Origin of the sequence: Variovorax sp. 679 (assembly GCF_003952185.1) — a bacterium.
Classification (GTDB): Bacteria; Pseudomonadota; Gammaproteobacteria; order Burkholderiales; family Burkholderiaceae_C; genus Variovorax.
Genome location: NZ_RXFS01000002.1, coordinates 347,571 through 364,783 on the forward strand (window position 1 = coordinate 347,571; position 17,213 = coordinate 364,783).

At 68.4% G+C, this 17,213-nt stretch carries 16 protein-coding genes; 12 read left to right on the forward strand and 4 right to left on the reverse strand.

From position 1 onward, the window contains the following. The first annotated feature begins 11 nt into the window (after positions 1-11). Positions 12-638 carry a LysE family translocator gene (locus tag EJO71_RS05580; protein WP_125947754.1) on the forward strand — a complete coding sequence of 209 codons (627 nt, stop codon included), beginning with the start codon at positions 12-14 and terminating at the stop codon, positions 636-638. Positions 639-719: 81 nt separating this feature from the next. On the opposite strand, the gene EJO71_RS34270 is transcribed toward EJO71_RS05580, so the two are convergent. Then, on the reverse strand, positions 720-896 hold the full coding sequence (locus EJO71_RS34270) for a hypothetical protein (protein ID WP_164546765.1): 177 nt from the start codon (positions 894-896) through the stop codon (positions 720-722). A 265-nt stretch (positions 897-1,161) separates the two neighbouring features. Here EJO71_RS34270 and pbpC point away from each other — a divergent pair, with 265 nt between their 5' ends. Beyond that, complete coding sequence (gene pbpC / locus EJO71_RS05585) at positions 1,162-3,408, forward strand: penicillin-binding protein 1C (protein ID WP_125947753.1); 2,247 nt, start codon at positions 1,162-1,164, stop codon at positions 3,406-3,408. A gap of 31 nt (positions 3,409-3,439) precedes the next feature. Here the strand turns inward: pbpC and EJO71_RS05590 are convergent, their stop codons facing one another. Continuing rightward, positions 3,440-4,333: a LysR family transcriptional regulator gene (locus tag EJO71_RS05590; protein ID WP_125947752.1), complete on the reverse strand. Its 894-nt coding sequence runs from the start codon at positions 4,331-4,333 to the stop codon at positions 3,440-3,442. Between the two features lie 347 nt (positions 4,334-4,680). On the opposite strand from EJO71_RS05590, the gene EJO71_RS05595 reads away from it, so the two are divergent. Beyond that, the gene (locus tag EJO71_RS05595; protein ID WP_125947751.1) at positions 4,681-5,364 is read left to right on the forward strand and encodes a FadR/GntR family transcriptional regulator; all 684 of its coding nucleotides are present in this window, start codon (positions 4,681-4,683) and stop codon (positions 5,362-5,364) included. Then, positions 5,361-6,653, forward strand: coding sequence for an MFS transporter (locus EJO71_RS05600; protein WP_125947750.1), 1,293 nt, complete (start codon positions 5,361-5,363; stop codon positions 6,651-6,653). Before EJO71_RS05595 ends, EJO71_RS05600 begins: the two co-directional genes overlap by 4 nt. A gap of 16 nt (positions 6,654-6,669) precedes the next feature. Here EJO71_RS05600 and EJO71_RS05605 read toward each other — a convergent pair whose 3' ends face one another. Next, positions 6,670-7,458 (reverse strand): hypothetical protein, encoded by a 789-nt coding sequence (locus EJO71_RS05605; protein WP_125947749.1) that lies wholly within the window; start codon positions 7,456-7,458, stop codon positions 6,670-6,672. A gap of 56 nt (positions 7,459-7,514) precedes the next feature. On the opposite strand from EJO71_RS05605, the gene EJO71_RS05610 reads away from it, so the two are divergent. Continuing rightward, the gene (locus EJO71_RS05610; RefSeq protein ID WP_125947748.1) at positions 7,515-8,153 is read left to right on the forward strand and encodes an ATP-binding cassette domain-containing protein; all 639 of its coding nucleotides are present in this window, start codon (positions 7,515-7,517) and stop codon (positions 8,151-8,153) included. Between the two features lie 9 nt (positions 8,154-8,162). Here the strand turns inward: EJO71_RS05610 and EJO71_RS05615 are convergent, their stop codons facing one another. Beyond that, the gene (locus EJO71_RS05615) at positions 8,163-9,026 is read right to left on the reverse strand and encodes an oxidoreductase (protein WP_125947747.1); all 864 of its coding nucleotides are present in this window, start codon (positions 9,024-9,026) and stop codon (positions 8,163-8,165) included. 117 nt (positions 9,027-9,143) lie between these two features. Here EJO71_RS05615 and EJO71_RS05620 point away from each other — a divergent pair, with 117 nt between their 5' ends. The 7 genes from EJO71_RS05620 (at position 9,144) to EJO71_RS05645 (ending at position 17,200) form a co-directional block, all read left to right on the forward strand. Continuing rightward, positions 9,144-10,073, forward strand: coding sequence for a LysR family transcriptional regulator (locus EJO71_RS05620; protein WP_125947746.1), 930 nt, complete (start codon positions 9,144-9,146; stop codon positions 10,071-10,073). Between the two features lie 148 nt (positions 10,074-10,221). Then, positions 10,222-12,459, forward strand: coding sequence for an NADP-dependent isocitrate dehydrogenase (locus tag EJO71_RS05625; protein WP_125947745.1), 2,238 nt, complete (start codon positions 10,222-10,224; stop codon positions 12,457-12,459). Between the two features lie 195 nt (positions 12,460-12,654). Then, positions 12,655-13,152: a hypothetical protein gene (locus tag EJO71_RS05630; RefSeq protein ID WP_125947744.1), complete on the forward strand. Its 498-nt coding sequence runs from the start codon at positions 12,655-12,657 to the stop codon at positions 13,150-13,152. A gap of 10 nt (positions 13,153-13,162) precedes the next feature. After that, the gene (locus tag EJO71_RS05635; RefSeq protein WP_125947743.1) at positions 13,163-14,878 is read left to right on the forward strand and encodes a hypothetical protein; all 1,716 of its coding nucleotides are present in this window, start codon (positions 13,163-13,165) and stop codon (positions 14,876-14,878) included. A gap of 24 nt (positions 14,879-14,902) precedes the next feature. Further along, positions 14,903-15,079 carry a hypothetical protein gene (locus tag EJO71_RS34275; RefSeq protein ID WP_164546764.1) on the forward strand — a complete coding sequence of 59 codons (177 nt, stop codon included), beginning with the start codon at positions 14,903-14,905 and terminating at the stop codon, positions 15,077-15,079. Further along, a complete protein-coding gene (locus EJO71_RS05640) occupies positions 15,080-15,640 on the forward strand; it encodes a hypothetical protein (RefSeq protein ID WP_125947742.1) in 561 nt (186 codons plus the stop codon). Positions 15,641-15,649: 9 nt separating this feature from the next. Then, on the forward strand, positions 15,650-17,200 hold the full coding sequence (locus EJO71_RS05645; protein ID WP_125947741.1) for an AAA family ATPase: 1,551 nt from the start codon (positions 15,650-15,652) through the stop codon (positions 17,198-17,200). Positions 17,201-17,213 lie beyond the last annotated feature (13 nt).

Below are 17,213 nucleotides of genomic sequence, written 5' to 3' on the forward strand. Positions count from 1 at the left end.
GAGACAAGCACATGCACATCGAACTCTGGCTCGCCTTCGTCGCGGCCTCCGCCGTCATGCTGATCATTCCGGGGCCGACCATCCTCACGGTGATCAGCTATTCGATGTCGCACGGACGCCGAGCCAACGTTCCGCTGGTGGCGGCCGTGGCGCTGGGCGACTCGACGGCGCTGGTGGTGTCGCTGCTTGGGCTGGGCGCGCTGCTCGCCACATCGGCCTTCTGGTTCACGGTGGTCAAGTGGGTGGGCGGGCTGTACCTGCTGTACCTGGGCATCAAGCTGCTGCGCGCGGGTATCTCGTCCACTGAAGTCGCCGCGCCGGCCGCTCCTGCATCGCGGCTTCGCCTGTTCGCCAACACCTACCTCGTGACTGCCCTGAACCCCAAGGGCATCGTGTTCTTCGTGGCCTTCCTGCCGCAGTTCATCAGCCCGGCGGCCGACGTGACGCGCCAGCTCTGGGTGCTGGCCGTGACCTTCGTGGTGCTGGCGGCGACCAACGCCACGCTGTACGCGGTGTTCGCAGGATCGGCGCGCAGGTTGCTCTCGTCGCCGCGCGCGCAGCGGCGCTTCAACTTCGCCGGCGGCTCGCTGCTGAGCGCGGCTGGCGTCTGGGCGCTGATGGCGCGCCGGCCGGGCTGACGCATACCCAAGCCACCTCGAGAAAAAGGCCGCGAAGCGCAATGCTTCGCGGCCTTTTCAGCTTCTGGAGTCGCCGGCTGCTCAGTAGCGGTACGGATTGTTGGGACTGCGGTCGTAGCGGTTCGGCACACCGTCGCGGTCGCGGTCACGATCTCCGTAGCCATAGTGCGGGCGCGGCGGCGGGCGGTCATAGGGCGCGACCACGCAGCCGGCGAGGATGGCCGAAGCGGCCAGCAGGATCGCCAATGTCTTCGTCATGCGAGTTCTCCTTGGAATGTTTGTGGAACCGGGATCGCCTCCTGCGAGCCGGTATTCCATTGAAGTCCACGCCGGTACGCGCCGGGTTTCCGCATTGAAGCCCTCACGTGAAGTTCGTTACCGGATGTGGGCCCGGGCCTGAACTCTGGCCCGTGGCCGCGCACCCGCAAGGCGGCGGGCCGCCCGTCCCGGGGTAGGCGCGATTCCCGTGGGGCATCGCCGAGAATGTCGGCGTCTCACTGTTCCGGCCCCTGGTTTTCCCTCGATGCAGTTCGCGCCCTCCATTCACGCCCGCAACACCCTCGCCGCCGCCCTGCTGCTGATCGTCGCGGCATGGGCGCAGCCGGCGCGGGCCGTCGTGAGCTTCGAGGAGGTGAAGCGCGACTTCCGCTCGTCCGACACCGCCGTGCTCGACCGCAACGGCGAGCTGCTGCAGCGCGTGCGCACCGACCCCACCGTGCGGCGCGGCCAGTGGATCGCGCTGGCCGACGTGTCGCCCGCGCTGCGCACGGCCATGGTGCTGAGCGAGGACAGGCGCTTCTACGAACACAGCGGCATCGACTGGCGCGCGGTCTCGGCCGCTGCATGGGGCAACCTGTGGAACACGCGCACGCGCGGGGCCTCGACCATCACCATGCAGCTGTCGGGCCTGCTCGACGAAGACCTGCGCCGCAGCTCGGGCGGACGCAGCCTCACGCAGAAGATCGGGCAGACGGTGGCGGCCGCGCAGCTGGAGCGCAACTGGCGCAAGGACCAGATCCTGGAGGCGTATCTCAACACCGTGCCGTTCCGCGGCGAGATCGTCGGCATCGACGCGCTCTCGCGCACGCTGTTCGGCAAGGCACCCAGCGGTCTCGACGCGCGCGAGGCGGCTGTCGCCTCTTCGCTGGTGCGCGCGCCGAACGCCAAGCCCGCCGTGGTCGCGCAGCGCGCCTGCGAGGTGATGCGCGTGATGGAGCCACAGCAGAAGATCGACTGCGAGGCGCTCGACATGTTCACCAGCGCGGCGGTGCAGCGGCGGGCCTTCGAACCCAACGAGGGCATCGCGCCGCATGCGGCGCGGCGCGTGCTGCGCGAGCTGAAGGACGCGAGCGCGAATGCGGCGGCGACGCCCGCCCCGAAAGGCAAGGAGCCCGGCGTGCGCACCACGCTGCGCGCGTCGCTTCAACGCTTTTCGCTCGACACCCTGCAGCGCCACCTGCGCGAACTGCGCGACCGCCATGTGGAAGACGGCGCCCTTGTCGTGCTCGACAACGCGACGGGCGAGGTGCTCGCCTGGGTCGGCTCCTCCGGCCCGCTGAGCCAGGCGGCCGAGGTCGACGGCGTCACCGCGCTGCGCCAGCCCGGCTCCACGCTCAAGCCGCTGCTCTACGGCCAGGCGATCGCCGAGCGGCGCATCACGGCGGCATCGCTGATCGAGGACTCGTCGGCGCAGATCAGCACCGCCAGCGGCCTCTACATTCCGCAGAACTACGACCGGCGCTTCAAGGGTCCGGTGTCGGCGCGCACGGCGCTGGCCGCCTCGCTCAACGTGCCTGCGGTGCGCACGCTGGTGATGGTGTCGCCCGAGGCCTTCGCGCGCGAGCTGCGCGCCGCCGGCCTGCCGCTGCGCGAGAGCGGCGACTACTACGGCTACAGCCTCGCGCTCGGCAGCGCGGAGGTGTCGCTGCTGTCGCTCACCAATGCGTACCGCATGCTGGCCAACAACGGCCGCTACGGCACAACGACGCTGACCGCGCGGCCCGCGGCGGACAAATCGAAGCCCGCCGTCGCGGCCGCCCCGCCGCTGATCGACCCGCGCGCCGCCTTCATCGTCGGCGACATCCTCTCCGACCCCAACGCGCGCACGCGCACCTTCGGACTCGACAGCATTCTTTCCACCCGCTTCTGGACGGCCGTGAAGACCGGCACCAGCAAGGACATGCGCGACAACTGGGCCGTGGGCTGGTCTCAGCGCTACACGGTGGGCGTGTGGGTCGGCAACGCCAGCGGCGCATCGATGTGGGACGTGAGCGGCACCAGCGGCGCCGCGCCGGTGTGGGCCGAGGTGATGCGCTTTCTGCACGCGCGCGAGCCGAGCCGCGCGCCCGCGCCGCCGCCGGGCCTTGTCGAGACGCGCGTGAGCTTCGGGCCCGGCGCCGACGGCAACCCGCTCGAGGCGGCGCGCAGCGAATGGTTCCTGCAGGGCACCGAGCAGCCCCTGTTTGCGCTCGACACCGGCATCGCGACCGATTCGGCCTCCGCGCGCATCACCGCGCCGGCCGACGGCACCATCATCGCGATCGACCCCGACATACCGCCGCAGCGCCAGCGCGTGCGCTTCGACTCCGAAGGCCGCGGCGTGCAGTGGCGCGTGGACGGCAAGCCGCTGGCGCGCGGCAACACCGTGCAATGGTTTCCCTGGCCGGGACGGCATGTGATCGAGCTGGTGGACGCGAGCGGCAAGGTGGTCGACCAGCGCAGGCTGGAAGTGCGCGGCGCGGGCGTGGTGGCGAAGAACGCCAGGCGCTGAAGCCCACTGATCGATCGCCCCCGCCGGGACATCAGGCCGACCTGAATACGTCCAGGAAGTAGTCGACGAAGGTCTTGATCTTCGGCGTGTTGCGGCGCGCCGGCAGGTAGCTCAGTTCGATGTCGTGCGGCTTCAGCGCCAGCGACGGCAGCACGGGCACCAGCGTTGCGCCGTCGATCTGCGGCCTCGCCAACGACACCGGCAGCAGCGCGATGCCACGGGCCGACAGCGCGAGCCGCAGGACCATTTCAGGGTCGTCCGAGCGGAACACGCTTTCCACGCGCATCTGGTGCGTCTTCTCGACGGTCGCGAGGCTGATTTCGCGCTTGCGCCCCTCGGTGTCGGTGGTCAGGAAGCGATGCGCCGCCAAGTCGGGCAGGCCCTGCACCGGCGCGTGCCGCGCGAGATACGCCGGCGCGGCGCACAGCATCAACGGCTCCTGCGCCAGATGGCGCACCACCAGTTCGTCGCTGCCCTCGCGCCCGCACCGGATGGCCACGTCGGCTCCGTCGTGGAGCAGGTCCGCCCGGTCCCTGCTGGTCTCGACCGTCACCTCCAGGCGGGGATAGGCAGTCATGAAAGCCGGCAGGTGGTTCATCAGCAGTTCCCTGCCGCAGTAGTGCGGCACGGCGATGCGCAGCCGCCCCGAGACGGCGCCGCCTTCCGACGACAGGTTGAGCATGACGTCGTCGAGGATGGTCAGCGCGTGCTGGGCCGCTGCAAGGAACTCGCGGCCTTCTTCCGTCAGCGCGAAGCGCGTGGCGCCGCGATGCAGCAGGAGGTGACCGACGGTGGCTTCCAGTCTCTGGAGCTGGCGCGACGCGGAAGCCTTGGGCACGTTCAGCACTTCGGCGGCCGGAGTCAGTCCCCCGAGTTGCGCGGCCTTGGTGAAGAGCCTCACATCCGACAAAGAAAAGTCCTTCATTTCGCTTCGACGGGGTCCGTTTTTCCTGCTCTCCCTGAACGCTCCGTCCAGCGGTCGGGGAAGGGAGTGCCGAACCACGGAGCATGGCAACCTGCTGATTCGCAAGCTACCTTTAGTTTCATTCTCTGACATGGCGCTCGGCGCGGGCAATGCTTTCAGTAACACTTGCTCAATGCGGGGAAAATTTCACCTTATCCCGGCAAATCCGCGAGATCGCCTTGTGCGATGCCTTGAACATGGATTGCGGTTTTTTGTAGGAGCCCCGCCCGAATCGGCCGCCGGATGTACATTCCGGGCTCTGTTTGGCGACAAAATTCGTCCAATCATTGAATGACCAGGCTCACCCGATGCTCGCCCAAGCCCCCCGTACCTCTCTTGCAGACACTGCCGCCGACAGCATCCGCGCCGAAATCTCCGCCGGCCGCTGGGCCGTCGGCACCCGCATTCCGATCGAGCCGCAACTGGCGCAACTGCTGGGCGTGAGCCGCGGCACGGTGCGCGAGGCGGTCAAGACGCTGGTGTCGCGCGGGCTGCTCGAAGTGCGCCAGGGCTCGGGCACCTATGTTCGCTCGGGCTTCGACCCTTCGTCCAGCCTGCAGAAGATGCGCCTGGCCAGCCTGCGCGACCAGTTCGAGGTGCGCCAGGCGCTCGAGGTGGAAGCCGCCCGGCTCGCGGCGGTGCGCCACACGGCGCGCGACCTGCGCCGCCTCCACACGCTGCTCGACAAGCGCGGCGTGCCCGACGAGGCCGACAACGGCGCGGCCTTCATCGAGCGCGACCTCGCCTTCCACCTCGCCATCGTCGACGTGTCGGGCAACCTCGCACTGGCCGAGACATGCCGCTTCATCACCGGCTACATCAAGGAAACCATCGCGAGCTCGATGACGGGCAACACCCTGCCCGAGCCCGACGAGGCCGCGCACCGCGCCGTCATCGAAGGCATTGCCAGCCGCGACCCCGACGCGGCCGCCGCGGCGGTACGCGCCTTCATGGCGCCGATGATCAATATGCTGACGCTGGGCTCGCCATGAGCCTGGCCACCGCCGCCACGGCGCGCCACCCCAGCGACGAATTGCTGATCGACGCCGAGGCCGACAGCCTCCCCGCCCCGCGCCCCACGCCTGCCCCCACGCTCGCGCGCCGCATCCTGCTGGGTGCCAGCGTGGTGCTGATCGCCTTCAACCTGCGCCCGGTGTTCGCCAGCCTCTCGGTGGTGCTGCCGGAAATCATCAAGGCCACCGGGCTCTCGTCCACCGCGGCGAGCCTGCTGACCACGCTGCCCATCGTCTGCCTCGGCGTGTTCGCGCCGCTCGCGCCCGGCCTGGGCCGCCGCTTCGGCACCGAACGCACGCTGCTCGGGTGCATGGTGCTGATCCTGGTCGGCACGGTGCTGCGCGGCACCGGCAACATTCCGCTGCTGTTCCTGGCCTCGGCCATCGCCGGCAGCGGCATTGCGGTGTCGAACGTGCTGCTCTCGGGCCTGGTGAAGCGCGACTTCGCTTCGCAGGCGGCGCTGATGATGGGCCTGTACACCATGGCCGTGTGCGGCGGCGCGGCCAGTGCCGCAGGCCTCACGGTGCCCATCGAGCACTCGCTGGGCGGCGGCTGGACCATGGCGCTCGCGATGTGGGCGCTGCCGGCCGCGCTGGTCACGCTGATCTGGGCGCCGCAGGCGCTGCCGCTGAAGCCGGTGGCGAGCGAGTCGGGCTTCACCGTGCGCGGCCTGTGGCGCGACCGGCTGGCCTGGCAGGTCACGTTCTTCATGGGCCTGCAGTCCGCCCTCGCCTACATCGTGATGGGCTGGCTCGCGCCGATCCTGCGCGAGCGCGGTCTGGGCAGCGAGACGGCCGGCTACGTGGTGTCGCTGTCGGTCATGACGCAGGTGGTGACCTGCCTCGTGGTGCCGGCGCTGGCGGTGAAGCTGCGCAACCAGCGCGGCCTCGCCGTCGCGCTGGCGATGCTCACCGTGGGCGCGATGCTGGCGATGCTGTTCGCGCCGCTGGGAGGCGTGTTCGGGGTGTGGGCCTGGGCGGTGCTGCTGGGCATCGCGCAGGGCGGCACCTTCGCGCTGGCGCTCACGATGATCGTGCTGCGCTCGCCCGATTCGCACGTGGCCGCGCATCTCTCGGGCATGGCGCAGGGCGTGGGCTACATGGTGGCGGCCTTCGGCCCGCTGGTGGCCGGGCTGCTGCACGGCTGGACGGGGAGCTTCCGCGCCTCGTCGTGGCTCTTCATCGGGCTGGGCATCGCGCTCGTGATCGCGGGGCTGGGCGCGGGTCGCACGATGCACGTGGGCGCGACGACCGTGCCCCGGCACTGAAGCGCGGGGCGCCTGCCTACTGCGGCCCACCGCAAAAGCCCGCGCGCTCGGTGGTCTTCGCGGTGAAGAGCACGCGCGTGGTGGTCGCCGCGCCGCGCGGCTCGTTCTGCGGCCACTCGGTCTGCACCCAGGTGTATTGCCAGTCGTAGGGCGCACCGGGCTTGAATGTCTCGCCGTAGGCGATGCGCAGGCTGCCGAAGCTCTCGTCGTGGCAGTGCTTCGAGGTCTTGTATTCCTTCTCGCTGAAGCAGGCGCGGATCATCTTGGAGCACGAGAACGGAATGCCCTCCTGTACCGCCTTGCCGCCTTCGAGCGGGACGAAGTCGGCGGTGTCGAACGAGGCGCCGCCGCCCGAATACCCCTCCGACACCGTCTGCAGCACGGCCGCGGCCCACTTGCCCTCGGCCAGCGGATAGAGCGCCGGCGCGAGCGAGAGGCGCGCCTCGGACCGGCTGGGGTCGCTGTCTTTCTTCAGGGCCTGCGCGTAGTCGGAGAAGTCGTGGAGGCGGTCGAGCTGCCAGCTCTTCGCATCGGTTCTCCGCTTGATGCGCGCCATGGCCAGCGGCTCGGTCGATAGCACCACGTAGTCGCCGGCCGCTGCGCCGCGCGGGCGGTAAAGGCCGAGCTGCTGCTCATTGCACGGCTTCGGCAGCAGCGTGCAGAGGTTCGCGCGCCATTGCGCATCGAGCGACTCGGGCTTCTTCACCGCATCGAACACCTGCGCCGACGGCGCGGAAAGATCGGGAGCGGCCAGCACCGGAGCGGCAAGCGGCAACAGAGCGAGCAGGAACGGCAGTTTTCTCATGGAGCCGGATGGTAGCCACCGGCGGTGGCGCCTGGTTGATAAAGTCGCACGCGACCATGAATCCATCTTCTCCCGCCCTCCTCCGGATCGACGCGCTGAGCTTCGCCTACCCCGACCAGTCGCCGCTCGCGTCGGACTGGAATGCATCCATCGGCCCGGGCGTCACGCTGCTCTATGGCGACACCGGAACCGGCAAATCGGCGCTGCTCCAGGTGATCGCCGGCACGTTGCCCGCTTCTTCCGGCCGGCTGACGGTGGCGGACACGAGCTTCGACACCGCGCCCGAGGCATACCACCGCCAGGTGTTCTTCGTCGACCCTGTGACCGACCGCTTCGACCAGCTCACGGCCCGCGAATGCACGGCCTCTCTCGCCGAGGGCGACACGGGCTTCGACCATGAGAAGTGGCAAGCCATCGCGGACGGCTTCTCGCTGGCGCCGCACCTGGACAAGAAGATGTTCATGCTCTCGACCGGCTCGAAGCGCAAGGTGTGGATGGCGGCCGGGCTCGCGTCGGGCCGGCCGCTCGTGCTGCTCGACGAACCCACGGCCGGGCTCGACATGCCGTCGACGCGCTGCCTGTGGAGCACGCTTTCCGGTTTCGATGGGCAGCAGGGCCGGGCAGTCATCGTGGCCAGCGCGGCGCGCATCGACACCGTACCGCTCGCGGCCACCATCGAACTGCCCCTCGCCTGAAGCCCGCTCTCAGGCAGCGTCGAAGTTCGTGCTGCGGCTCACGGACTCCCAGGCCTCCATGTCCTTGAGCATGGCCTGCGCATGGGCGCGCACCGCGTCGACCGAATCGTCGCCGAGCTGCAGGCGAAGCGGCGTGTGCTCGGCATCCAGCGCCTTCTCGATGGCCATCGCGGCCTTGCGCGGATCGCCGGCCTGCGTGTTGTGCATGCTGTGCGCGAACTCTCGCGTGGCGCCGACCACCGGCTGGTAGGCCTCGATCACCGGCATGTGGCGCATGCCGCTGCCCGCGAGCTGCGTGCGGAACTGGCCCGGCTCGACGATCAGCACCTTGATGCCGAAGGGCGCCACTTCCTGCGCCAGCGCTTCCGAAGCGCCCTCCAGCGCGAACTTGGAGGCCGAGTAGGCGCTGAAACCCGAGAACGACAGCTGCCCGCCCAGGCTGGAGATGTTGACGATGGCGCCCGACTTCTGCGCGCGCAGCACCGGCAGCGCGGCGCGGGTGACGGCCATGGCGCCGAAGAAGTTGGTGTTCATCAGCGCGCGCAGTTCGGCGTCGGGCGTCTCCTCGAGCGCGCCGACCACGCCGTAGCCGGCGTTGTTGACCAGCACGTCGATGCGGCCGAAGCGCTCGACCGCGGCCTGCACGGCGGCTTCGGCAGCGCCGGCCGCGTCCACGTCGAGCGGCGTGGCCAGCACGCGATCGGGCGCCAGCGCCACGAGGTCGGCGAGGCGGCCGGCGTCCCGGGCGGTGGCGACCACGTTGTGGCCCCGGGCCAGTGCGTGTTCGGCGAAAGCGCGGCCGAAGCCGGAGGCGGCGCCGGTGATGAACCAGGTCTTGCGGACTTGCGAAACGTTGTTGGCGGCGGTGGACATGAGGCTTGCTCCTTGAGGGTTGATGGATTGCCGTGAAGGCATGGTGTGACTGTTCCACCAACCGCATTCATCGACTAGACGGTTCAAATCGAATGCACCTTGCGATACAGTGCACGAATGGACCGCACCCTTCTTCCGCATCTGGCCATCGTGCTGGCGGTGCACCGGCGCGGCGGCTTCGCGGCCGCCGCGGCCGAGCTGGGCATGAGCGCCTCGGCCGTGAGCCACGCGGTGCGCGCCGTCGAAGACCACCTGGGCCAGCCGCTGTTCGCGCGCACCACCCGCAGCGTGCGGCTCACCGAGGCCGGCGCCGGCTTCATCGGCATGCTCGCACCCGCCATGGGCGAAATCGCCGACGCGGTCGACCGTTTCGGCGAGTCGTCGGGACGCGTGGGCGGCGTGCTGCGCATCAACGCGCCGCACGTGGCGCTGCCGCTCGTCATGACGCCGCTGGTGGCCGAAATGTCGCGCCGCCACCCCGAACTGGTGATCGAGATCACCTGCGACGACGGCCTGGCCGACATCGTGGACAGCGGGCACGACGCCGGCGTGCGGCTGGGCCACACCGTGGCGCAGGACATGGTGGCCGTACGGCTCACCCCGCCCTTCCAGGCCATCATGGTGGCCACGCCGCGCTACCTGGAGGCAGCCGGCGAGCCTCGCGACATCGAGGCGCTGCAGCAGCACAACTGCATAGGCTTCCGCTTCGTCACCTCGGGCGGCGTCTACGCCTGGGACCTCCGCGACAAGGGCGGCGCCCACGTGTCGGTCGAGGTGCCGGGCACGGTGCGCGTCACCGATGCGCTCTACGCCCGCGACCTGGCGCTGGCCGACGTGGGCATCGCCTACATCTTCGAGCCGCTGGTGCGCGCCGAGCTGCGCGAGGGCCGGCTGCGGCAGCTGCTGCCGCGCTCGGCCTTCGAGGAGCCGGGGTTGTTCCTGTACTTTCCCCGCCGCGCGGCCCAGGCGCCCAAGCTGCGCGCCTTCGTCGACCTGGCCCGCGAAATGCTCGAAAAAGCGGCATCCGGCCAGCAGGAGCCCCGTTAAGACGCGCTTTGCGCCGGGGGCATCGAAACCCGCATGGCGAAACCCGGTCCCGGCGGGCGACAATCGGGGATTCCGGCAAAAACAGGCCTATCCCCTGACAGCCGGAAGTTCCAGCCACCCCGACAACCAGGATCTACGGAAGAAGCGCATGAGCTCGAAGCAACCAACCATCGTCTACACCCTCACCGACGAGGCGCCCCTGCTGGCGACCTACGCGTTCCTGCCCATCATCCGCGCCTTCACCAACCCGGCCGGCATCAACGTCGCAACCAGCGACATCTCGGTGGCGGCCCGTATCCTGGGCGAGTTCCCCGAGCTGCTGGGCGACGACAAGAAAGTGCCGGACAACCTCGCCGAGCTGGGCAAGCTCACGCTGAAGCCCGAAGCCAACATCATCAAGCTGCCCAACATCAGCGCCTCGGTGGCCCAGCTCAAGGCCGCCATCAAGGAACTGCAAGGCAAGGGCTACAAGATCCCCGACTACCCCGAGAACCCGACCACGGACGAGGACAAGGACATCCGCGCGCGCTACAACAAGTGCACCGGCAGCGCCGTGAACCCCGTGCTGCGCGAAGGCAACTCCGACCGCCGCGCACCCAAGGCCGTGAAGGAATACGCGCGCAAGAACCCGCACAGCATGGCCGAGTGGAGCCAGGCCTCGCGCTCGCATGTCTCGCACATGCACGGCGGCGACTTCTATCACGGCGAGAAGTCCATGACGCTGGACCGCGCGCGCAACGTCAAGATGGAACTGCTGACCAAGAGCGGCAAGACCATCGTGCTCAAGCCCAAGGTGGCGCTGCTCGACCGCGAGATCATCGACTCCATGTTCATGAGCAAGAAGGCGCTGCTGGCCTTCTATGAAAAGGAGATCGAGGACGCGCACAAGACGGGCGTGATGTTCTCGCTGCACGTGAAGGCCACCATGATGAAGGTCTCGCACCCCATCGTGTTCGGCCACTGCGTGAAGATCTTCTACAAGGAAGCCTTCGAGAAACACGGCAAGCTGTTCGACGAGCTGGGCATCAACGTCAACAACGGCATGGTCGACCTCTACAACAAGATCGCCACGCTGCCGCAGAGCACGCAGGACGAGATCAAGCGCGACCTGCACGCCTGCCACGAAGGCCGCCCCGAACTGGCGATGGTCGACTCGGCCAAGGGCATCACCAACTTCCACTCGCCCAACGACGTGATCGTGGACGCCTCCATGCCCGCGATGATCCGCAACGGCGGCAAGATGTGGGGTGCCGACGGCCGCCTGAAGGACGTGAAGGCCGTGATGCCCGAATCGACCTTCGCCCGCATCTACCAGGAGATCATCAACTTCTGCAAGTGGCACGGCGCCTTCGACCCCAAGACCATGGGCACCGTGCCCAACGTGGGCCTGATGGCGCAGAAGGCCGAGGAATACGGCTCGCACGACAAGACCTTCGAGATTCCGGAAGACGGCGTCGCCAACATCACCGACCTGGACACCGGCGAAGTGCTGATGAGCGAAGACGTGGAGCAAGGCGACATCTGGCGCATGTGCCAGGTCAAGGACGCCGCGATCCGCGACTGGGTGAAGCTGGCCGTCAACCGCGCGCGCAACTCCGGCATGCCGGTGGTGTTCTGGCTCGACGCCTACCGTCCGCACGAGGCGCAGCTGATCACCAAGGTCAAGATGTACCTGCACGAGCACAACACCGCGGGCCTGGACATCCAGATCATGAGCCAGGTGCGCGCCATGCGCTACACGCTGGAGCGCGTCGTGCGCGGCCTGGACACCATCAGCGCCACCGGCAACATCCTGCGCGACTACCTGACCGACCTGTTCCCCATCATGGAACTGGGCACCTCGGCCAAGATGCTGTCCATCGTGCCCCTGATGGCCGGTGGTGGCCTGTACGAGACCGGCGCGGGCGGCTCGGCCCCCAAGCACGTGCAGCAGCTGGTGGAAGAAAACCACCTGCGCTGGGACTCGCTGGGCGAATTCCTGGCGCTGGCCGTGAGCCTGGAAGACCTGGGCCTGAAGACCGGCAACAAGAAAGCCGCCATCCTGGCCAAGACGCTCGACACCGCCACCGGCAAGCTGCTCGACAACAACAAGAACCCGTCGCCCAAGACCGGCCAGCTCGACAACCGCGGCAGCCAGTTCTACCTGGCGATGTACTGGGCCCAGGAACTCGCCGCGCAGACCGACGACAAGGAACTGCAGGCAGCCTTCGTGAAGCTGGCCGAGACGCTCACCGCCAACGAGCAGAAGATCGTCGACGAACTCGCCGCCGTGCAGGGCAAGCCGGTGGACATCGGCGGCTACTACCTCGCCGACAAGGTGAAATTCGAGGCGGTGATGCGCCCGAGCGCCACGCTGAACGCGGCGCTGGCTTCCGCGCAGGGCTGATGGACGCGGCGGTGCGGCAGCCCATGCCGCGCCGTTGAACCCCGGCTCACCCGACCGCGCCGGCGCTCGGGCCCACGCGAGGCCTGCCGCCGGTGCATTCACGTCACGATACCGACTCGCGCCCGAACACCGGGCGGCAACGAGCACTCCAGCGCCAACGAAGCGCACACCGCAGAGTTCAAACGGAGGGAGGCCATGGCACGTGCCATCCTGGGCGCAAAGCCCGCAGAACCCGGTTCGCAGCTGTCGCTGCGTCCCGCCGACACGCAGACCGCCAGCCGCACCGTGCTGGGCGGGGCGGCGCTGCAGACACGCCTGCGCCAGAAACGCTCGGCCGCCTACATCGAAGCCATGACCCGGCTCGACGCCGGCACGCACCTGCACGGCGCCCATGCGGGCCAGGCCACGCAGGACCTGCTGGCCGCCATACGCCAGGAGCTCCCCGACGTGGCCATCGACGCATTGCCTGTCGGCATCGTCGCCAAGTGCTACCTGGGCGTGCCCCATGAAGTGCACACCCTGACCTGCGCCGGCAGCATCATCCAGCACTTCAAGACAGGCGAGGCGCTGCCGCCGCTGATGGAGCGCGCCCGCTCGCTCGCGCAACACCCCGGCTACGCCTTCATCGAGGTGTATTCCACCCGGCTGGTCACCGTCAGCGCCTCCGGCCAGACGGCCATCATCGACATTTGAAAGGCGACCCATGAGTTCAGAACGCATCATTCAACTGGCCGACCTGAGCATGATCCTCGGGTCGCTGCGCAACCTGCAGGGCGACATCGGCACGGTTTCGGGTCAGGTCGAATCCGTCGGGCGTGACCTGACGCAAACCCGCTTCGAACTGTCGCGGCTCGAACAGGCCTTTGCCGACTTCGTCGAGGCCGACCTCAAGGCCAAGGAGCTCTCGCTGGCAGAGACGCGTCAGGTCAAAGTGCGCCAGGAACTGGAAACCGCCTTCGGCTACTACGCCGTGGTGCGCCGCCAGGCCACCGGCATCCTGCAGGCTTCCGATGTGCAACTGGTGCGCAACGAAACACTGCGCAGCGCCACCGAGGAACTGATGATCTCAGCGCCCCGCTACTGGCTGGCGCCCGCGCTGGTGGCCTTGGCCGCCTGGCTGGGAGACAACCGCGAGCTGGCGACACGCGCACTGGCGGAAGCCGTGCGCCGCGACGACGAGAAGACTTCGCTGTTCTTCGCGCTCGTGTCGCGCCGCGCCGGCCGCATTGAGGCCAACGGCACCTGGCTCGACCGCTACTTCGCGCTGCAGAACCCCTACAAGCTCGACCGCCAGACCGTCGTCATGATCGATGCTATGGCCAACGGCGTGTTCGGCGCCGACGTGAGCATGCATTGCAGCAAGCGCATCTCCGCGTGGATCGACGAGCTGTCGCAGCAGGCCGGCTTCGTGGAAACGCAGCGCCGCCAGTGGAGCAAAGGCCTGCTCTCGAAGACACCCAACGAAGACCACGGCGGCCGCTACAGCCACCTCAAGCGCTTCAGCCCGACCTGGACGGCCGTCAACCAGGCGCTCAACGGCGTGGCCATGCACCAGGCCGTGCTGACGCATTTCGACGGCGTCTTCAAGGGCGAGATCAAGGCCGCGCCCAGCATCCTGACGGCGGTCGACGACCTGCTGAGCAAGCTGGTGACGCGCTTCGACGACGAAGAGCTACCGTTGCGCCGCCAGGAAGAAATGTGCCGTTTCATCATCGAGGAAAACGGCGACAAGAACGCAGCCCGCAAGCGCTATGACCTGCAAAGCACCGCACTCGAAGAGCAGGTCGACTTCACGCAGCTGTTGACCAACGCGGCCATGCATCCGGAGACCTCGCACGTCACGCGCGCCACGCAGCGCTTTGCCATCGCACATTCGCGCGACTGGATCGTGGACGCCCATGCCGATGTCACTGCCGGCGCGCGCATGGCCATACCGACGCGCATCGGCATCACCATCGAAGACTGGAAGGGCAGCACCGCCAACGGCGAGGACGAGACGGAATTGCTCGCCAGCCTGAAGGAAGACATCGCCAGGCGCGAAGCCGATGCGCTGGCGCAGGTGAAGCTCACGGGCATGCACTGGGCCGGCCTGGTGATCGGTGTCCTGCTGATGCTGGCGGCCTTCGGCGCCGGCCTGTTCCCGCTCCTCATCGGTGCGGGCTGTCTGACGTGGGTGTTCCTGACCTATCGCCAGCTCGACAAGACGCGCGACAAGATCAGGGCCGACTTCGCGACGCTGCTCGAGCAATCGAGCCAGGCACTGCGTGCCTGCGTTGCCGAGGTGGTCGAACTGCGCCGCGACATCGCCAAGCGTGACGCCGTGGCGACGGACGTGACGGCGCTGCTCGAGAGCATCACTCCCGGGCAGCACATCCTCTCGTCGCACGACACGGTGCGCCGCGTCCTGGTCAATGGCTGAGAAACCGACAAGAAGGAGTTACGCATGAATCGCGTCATCATCCCGGGCGCCGCCGCGCCCGCATCGCCCGCCGAACTTGCTCCGGCAACGACGCCCGCCACCCCGCAACAGGCCCCCGCCGAGGCACCCGACGCGCTGGCGGGCGCGCTGCCCGCCTGGGACCTGCTGCCGGCCACGCCCTTCATTCGCCGCGTCAAGTAGATGCCCGCGCCCACGGAAGGCCCGCGGACTTACGCGCAGTGGAGCGAATGCCTCAACCGTCTGGCCTCGGGCACGCAGGACGAGGCCTGTCTCGCGGACATGGGTCGCGGCGAGCTTTCCTGGAGCGGCGGCGTCGGCCCGCTGTTCGCGCAGCGGCTGGCCGATGAATTCAACGCCCGGCTGACTCGCTGCTCCGAGCACCTGACGCGCGACTTGCGCACGGGCGCGGACGAAAGCAGCGTGGTGCGGGCGATCCTCAATGCGCGCCAGTCGCTGTTCTTCCTGCACCGGCTCGCGCAGCTCCCGGTCTTTGCCGAAACACTGCGCGCGCACCTGACGAGCGAAGTGCGCAAGTTCGCGGAGCGCTCGCAGAAGTCACTCGAAGACTCGGCCCAGGCCGATCGCAGTGGACGCCTGCGGCTGCTGCTGCAGAACAACAACCTGCTGCGCTACGACGCGCTGGCCGCCCCCATCGCCGCCACCTCGCCTTCGGCTCCGGCTTCCACCGCCGCCACGGGCACGCCCCCTTCCGGCCCCCGTCGCCGCAACATCCTGATTTGAAGAGTTCCGATGAGCGACACCACCGAATTCAAAGCCACCCTCACGCGCTATCTCAAGGCGCGCATTCCATTCATCTCGATCCGCAGCGCGGAACGGGCCCGCGTGCTGGACCTGCTGCGCGAGGTAGGCACCACGCTGAATGCGCCGGTGTACGTGCACACGCTCTCCCAGGGCACCCGCGAGCTCGCGACCGGGCGCTCCGTCAACGAAGACCGCTCGGCCGCGGGCGCCGTCGATTTCGCGAGCCAGCAGTTCGCGCAGCGGCAGAACCTGTCGATGGTGCTGACCGAGGTCTCCGACATCGAGGACGACACCGCCTCCGCGCGCCACCTGCTCGACGTGGTGATGCTGGCTGCCGAACACAGCGGCGTGGTGGTGGTCATCACGACCAAGCCCGTGTGGGGCCAGTTGCAGCGTGCCGGCATGTCGCTGACGCTTTCGGCGCCGACCGAGGACGAGATGTTCGCGATCATCCGCGAGAACCTCGACGCCTATCGCGGCCACTTTCCCATCGAATGGGACGCCGACGACGAACGCCGGGCCGCGGCCATCCTCGCGGGCATTTCGCGCATCGAGGCCGAGAACATCATCGCCACGCTGCTGGCCAACGGCCGCGTGACCAAGGCCGACGTGGTCGAGCTGATGCACGCCAAGGACCGCATCTTCGCTGACATTTCCGGCATCGAGCGCGTCAACGTGCGCGGCACCGAGCTGAACGTCGGCGGGCTCGGTGGCCTCAAGGCATGGCTCGACAAGGAACGCCCGCTGCTCACCGCCGACCTGCGCCAACGCGGCATCCGCCCGCCGCGCGGCGTGCTGCTTGTGGGCGTGCCGGGGTGCGGCAAATCGCTGTCGGCCAAGGCCATCGCGGCCAATTGGAGCCTGCCACTGTACCGGCTCGACCTGTCGACCATCCACGGCCAGTACCTTGGCCAGAGCGAGTCGCGCCTGAAAGACGCGCTGGCCACGGCCGACCACGTGTCGCCCTGCGTGCTGTGGATCGACGAGATCGAAAAAGGCCTGGCCGGCGCGCAAGGCAGCGGCGACGGCGGCACCTCGACGCGCCTGGTCGGGCAGTTCCTCTACTGGCTGCAGGAGGCCCGCTCGCGCGTGTTCGTGGTGGCCACCGCCAACGACGTGTCCAAGCTGCCGCCCGAGCTGCTGCGCCGGGGCCGCTTCGACGAACTGTTCTTCGTCGACCTGCCGACGCCACAGGAGCGCCGCGAGATCATCGACATCTACACGCGCCGCGGCCTCAAGCAGACGCCGCCCGAGGAATTGATGGAAGAGCTGGTCGGCCTGTCGGACGGCTTCGCGGGGTCGGACCTCGAATCGGCTGTGCGCGAAGTGGTCAAGGAGGCCTACCTGAACGGCGACGCGGCCGTCACGCCCGACCTGTTCCGCAGCGCTTTCGTGAACGTGGTGCCTCTGTCGAAGACCGCGCCCGAGCAGATCGAGAACATCCGCGCCTGGGGCCGCGAGCGTGCCGTGCCGGCATCGGGCCAACCCATCGGTGCCGCGCAAAACCTACCGCGCGCGCGTCGCCAGGTACTGGGCTGATGCAATGAGTACC

Excerpts from the sequence above, each read along its gene's own strand:
- EJO71_RS05620 (WP_125947746.1), top strand. The coding sequence starts at position 9,144 with ATGGACCGCACCCTTCTTCCGCATCTGGCCATCGTGCTGGCGGTGCAC.
- EJO71_RS05580 (WP_125947754.1), top strand. The coding sequence starts at position 12 with ATGCACATCGAACTCTGGCTCGCCTTCGTCGCGGCCTCCGCCGTCATG.
- EJO71_RS34270 (WP_164546765.1), bottom strand. The coding sequence starts at position 896 with ATGACGAAGACATTGGCGATCCTGCTGGCCGCTTCGGCCATCCTCGCC.
- EJO71_RS34275 (WP_164546764.1), top strand. The coding sequence starts at position 14,903 with ATGAATCGCGTCATCATCCCGGGCGCCGCCGCGCCCGCATCGCCCGCC.
- EJO71_RS05625 (WP_125947745.1), top strand. The coding sequence starts at position 10,222 with ATGAGCTCGAAGCAACCAACCATCGTCTACACCCTCACCGACGAGGCG.
- pbpC (WP_125947753.1), top strand. The coding sequence starts at position 1,162 with ATGCAGTTCGCGCCCTCCATTCACGCCCGCAACACCCTCGCCGCCGCC.
- EJO71_RS05605 (WP_125947749.1), bottom strand. The coding sequence starts at position 7,458 with ATGAGAAAACTGCCGTTCCTGCTCGCTCTGTTGCCGCTTGCCGCTCCG.
- EJO71_RS05590 (WP_125947752.1), bottom strand. The coding sequence starts at position 4,333 with ATGAAGGACTTTTCTTTGTCGGATGTGAGGCTCTTCACCAAGGCCGCG.
- EJO71_RS05635 (WP_125947743.1), top strand. The coding sequence starts at position 13,163 with ATGAGTTCAGAACGCATCATTCAACTGGCCGACCTGAGCATGATCCTC.
- EJO71_RS05615 (WP_125947747.1), bottom strand. The coding sequence starts at position 9,026 with ATGTCCACCGCCGCCAACAACGTTTCGCAAGTCCGCAAGACCTGGTTC.
- EJO71_RS05645 (WP_125947741.1), top strand. The coding sequence starts at position 15,650 with ATGAGCGACACCACCGAATTCAAAGCCACCCTCACGCGCTATCTCAAG.
- EJO71_RS05610 (WP_125947748.1), top strand. The coding sequence starts at position 7,515 with ATGAATCCATCTTCTCCCGCCCTCCTCCGGATCGACGCGCTGAGCTTC.
- EJO71_RS05595 (WP_125947751.1), top strand. The coding sequence starts at position 4,681 with ATGCTCGCCCAAGCCCCCCGTACCTCTCTTGCAGACACTGCCGCCGAC.
- EJO71_RS05630 (WP_125947744.1), top strand. The coding sequence starts at position 12,655 with ATGGCACGTGCCATCCTGGGCGCAAAGCCCGCAGAACCCGGTTCGCAG.
- EJO71_RS05600 (WP_125947750.1), top strand. The coding sequence starts at position 5,361 with ATGAGCCTGGCCACCGCCGCCACGGCGCGCCACCCCAGCGACGAATTG.
- EJO71_RS05640 (WP_125947742.1), top strand. The coding sequence starts at position 15,080 with ATGCCCGCGCCCACGGAAGGCCCGCGGACTTACGCGCAGTGGAGCGAA.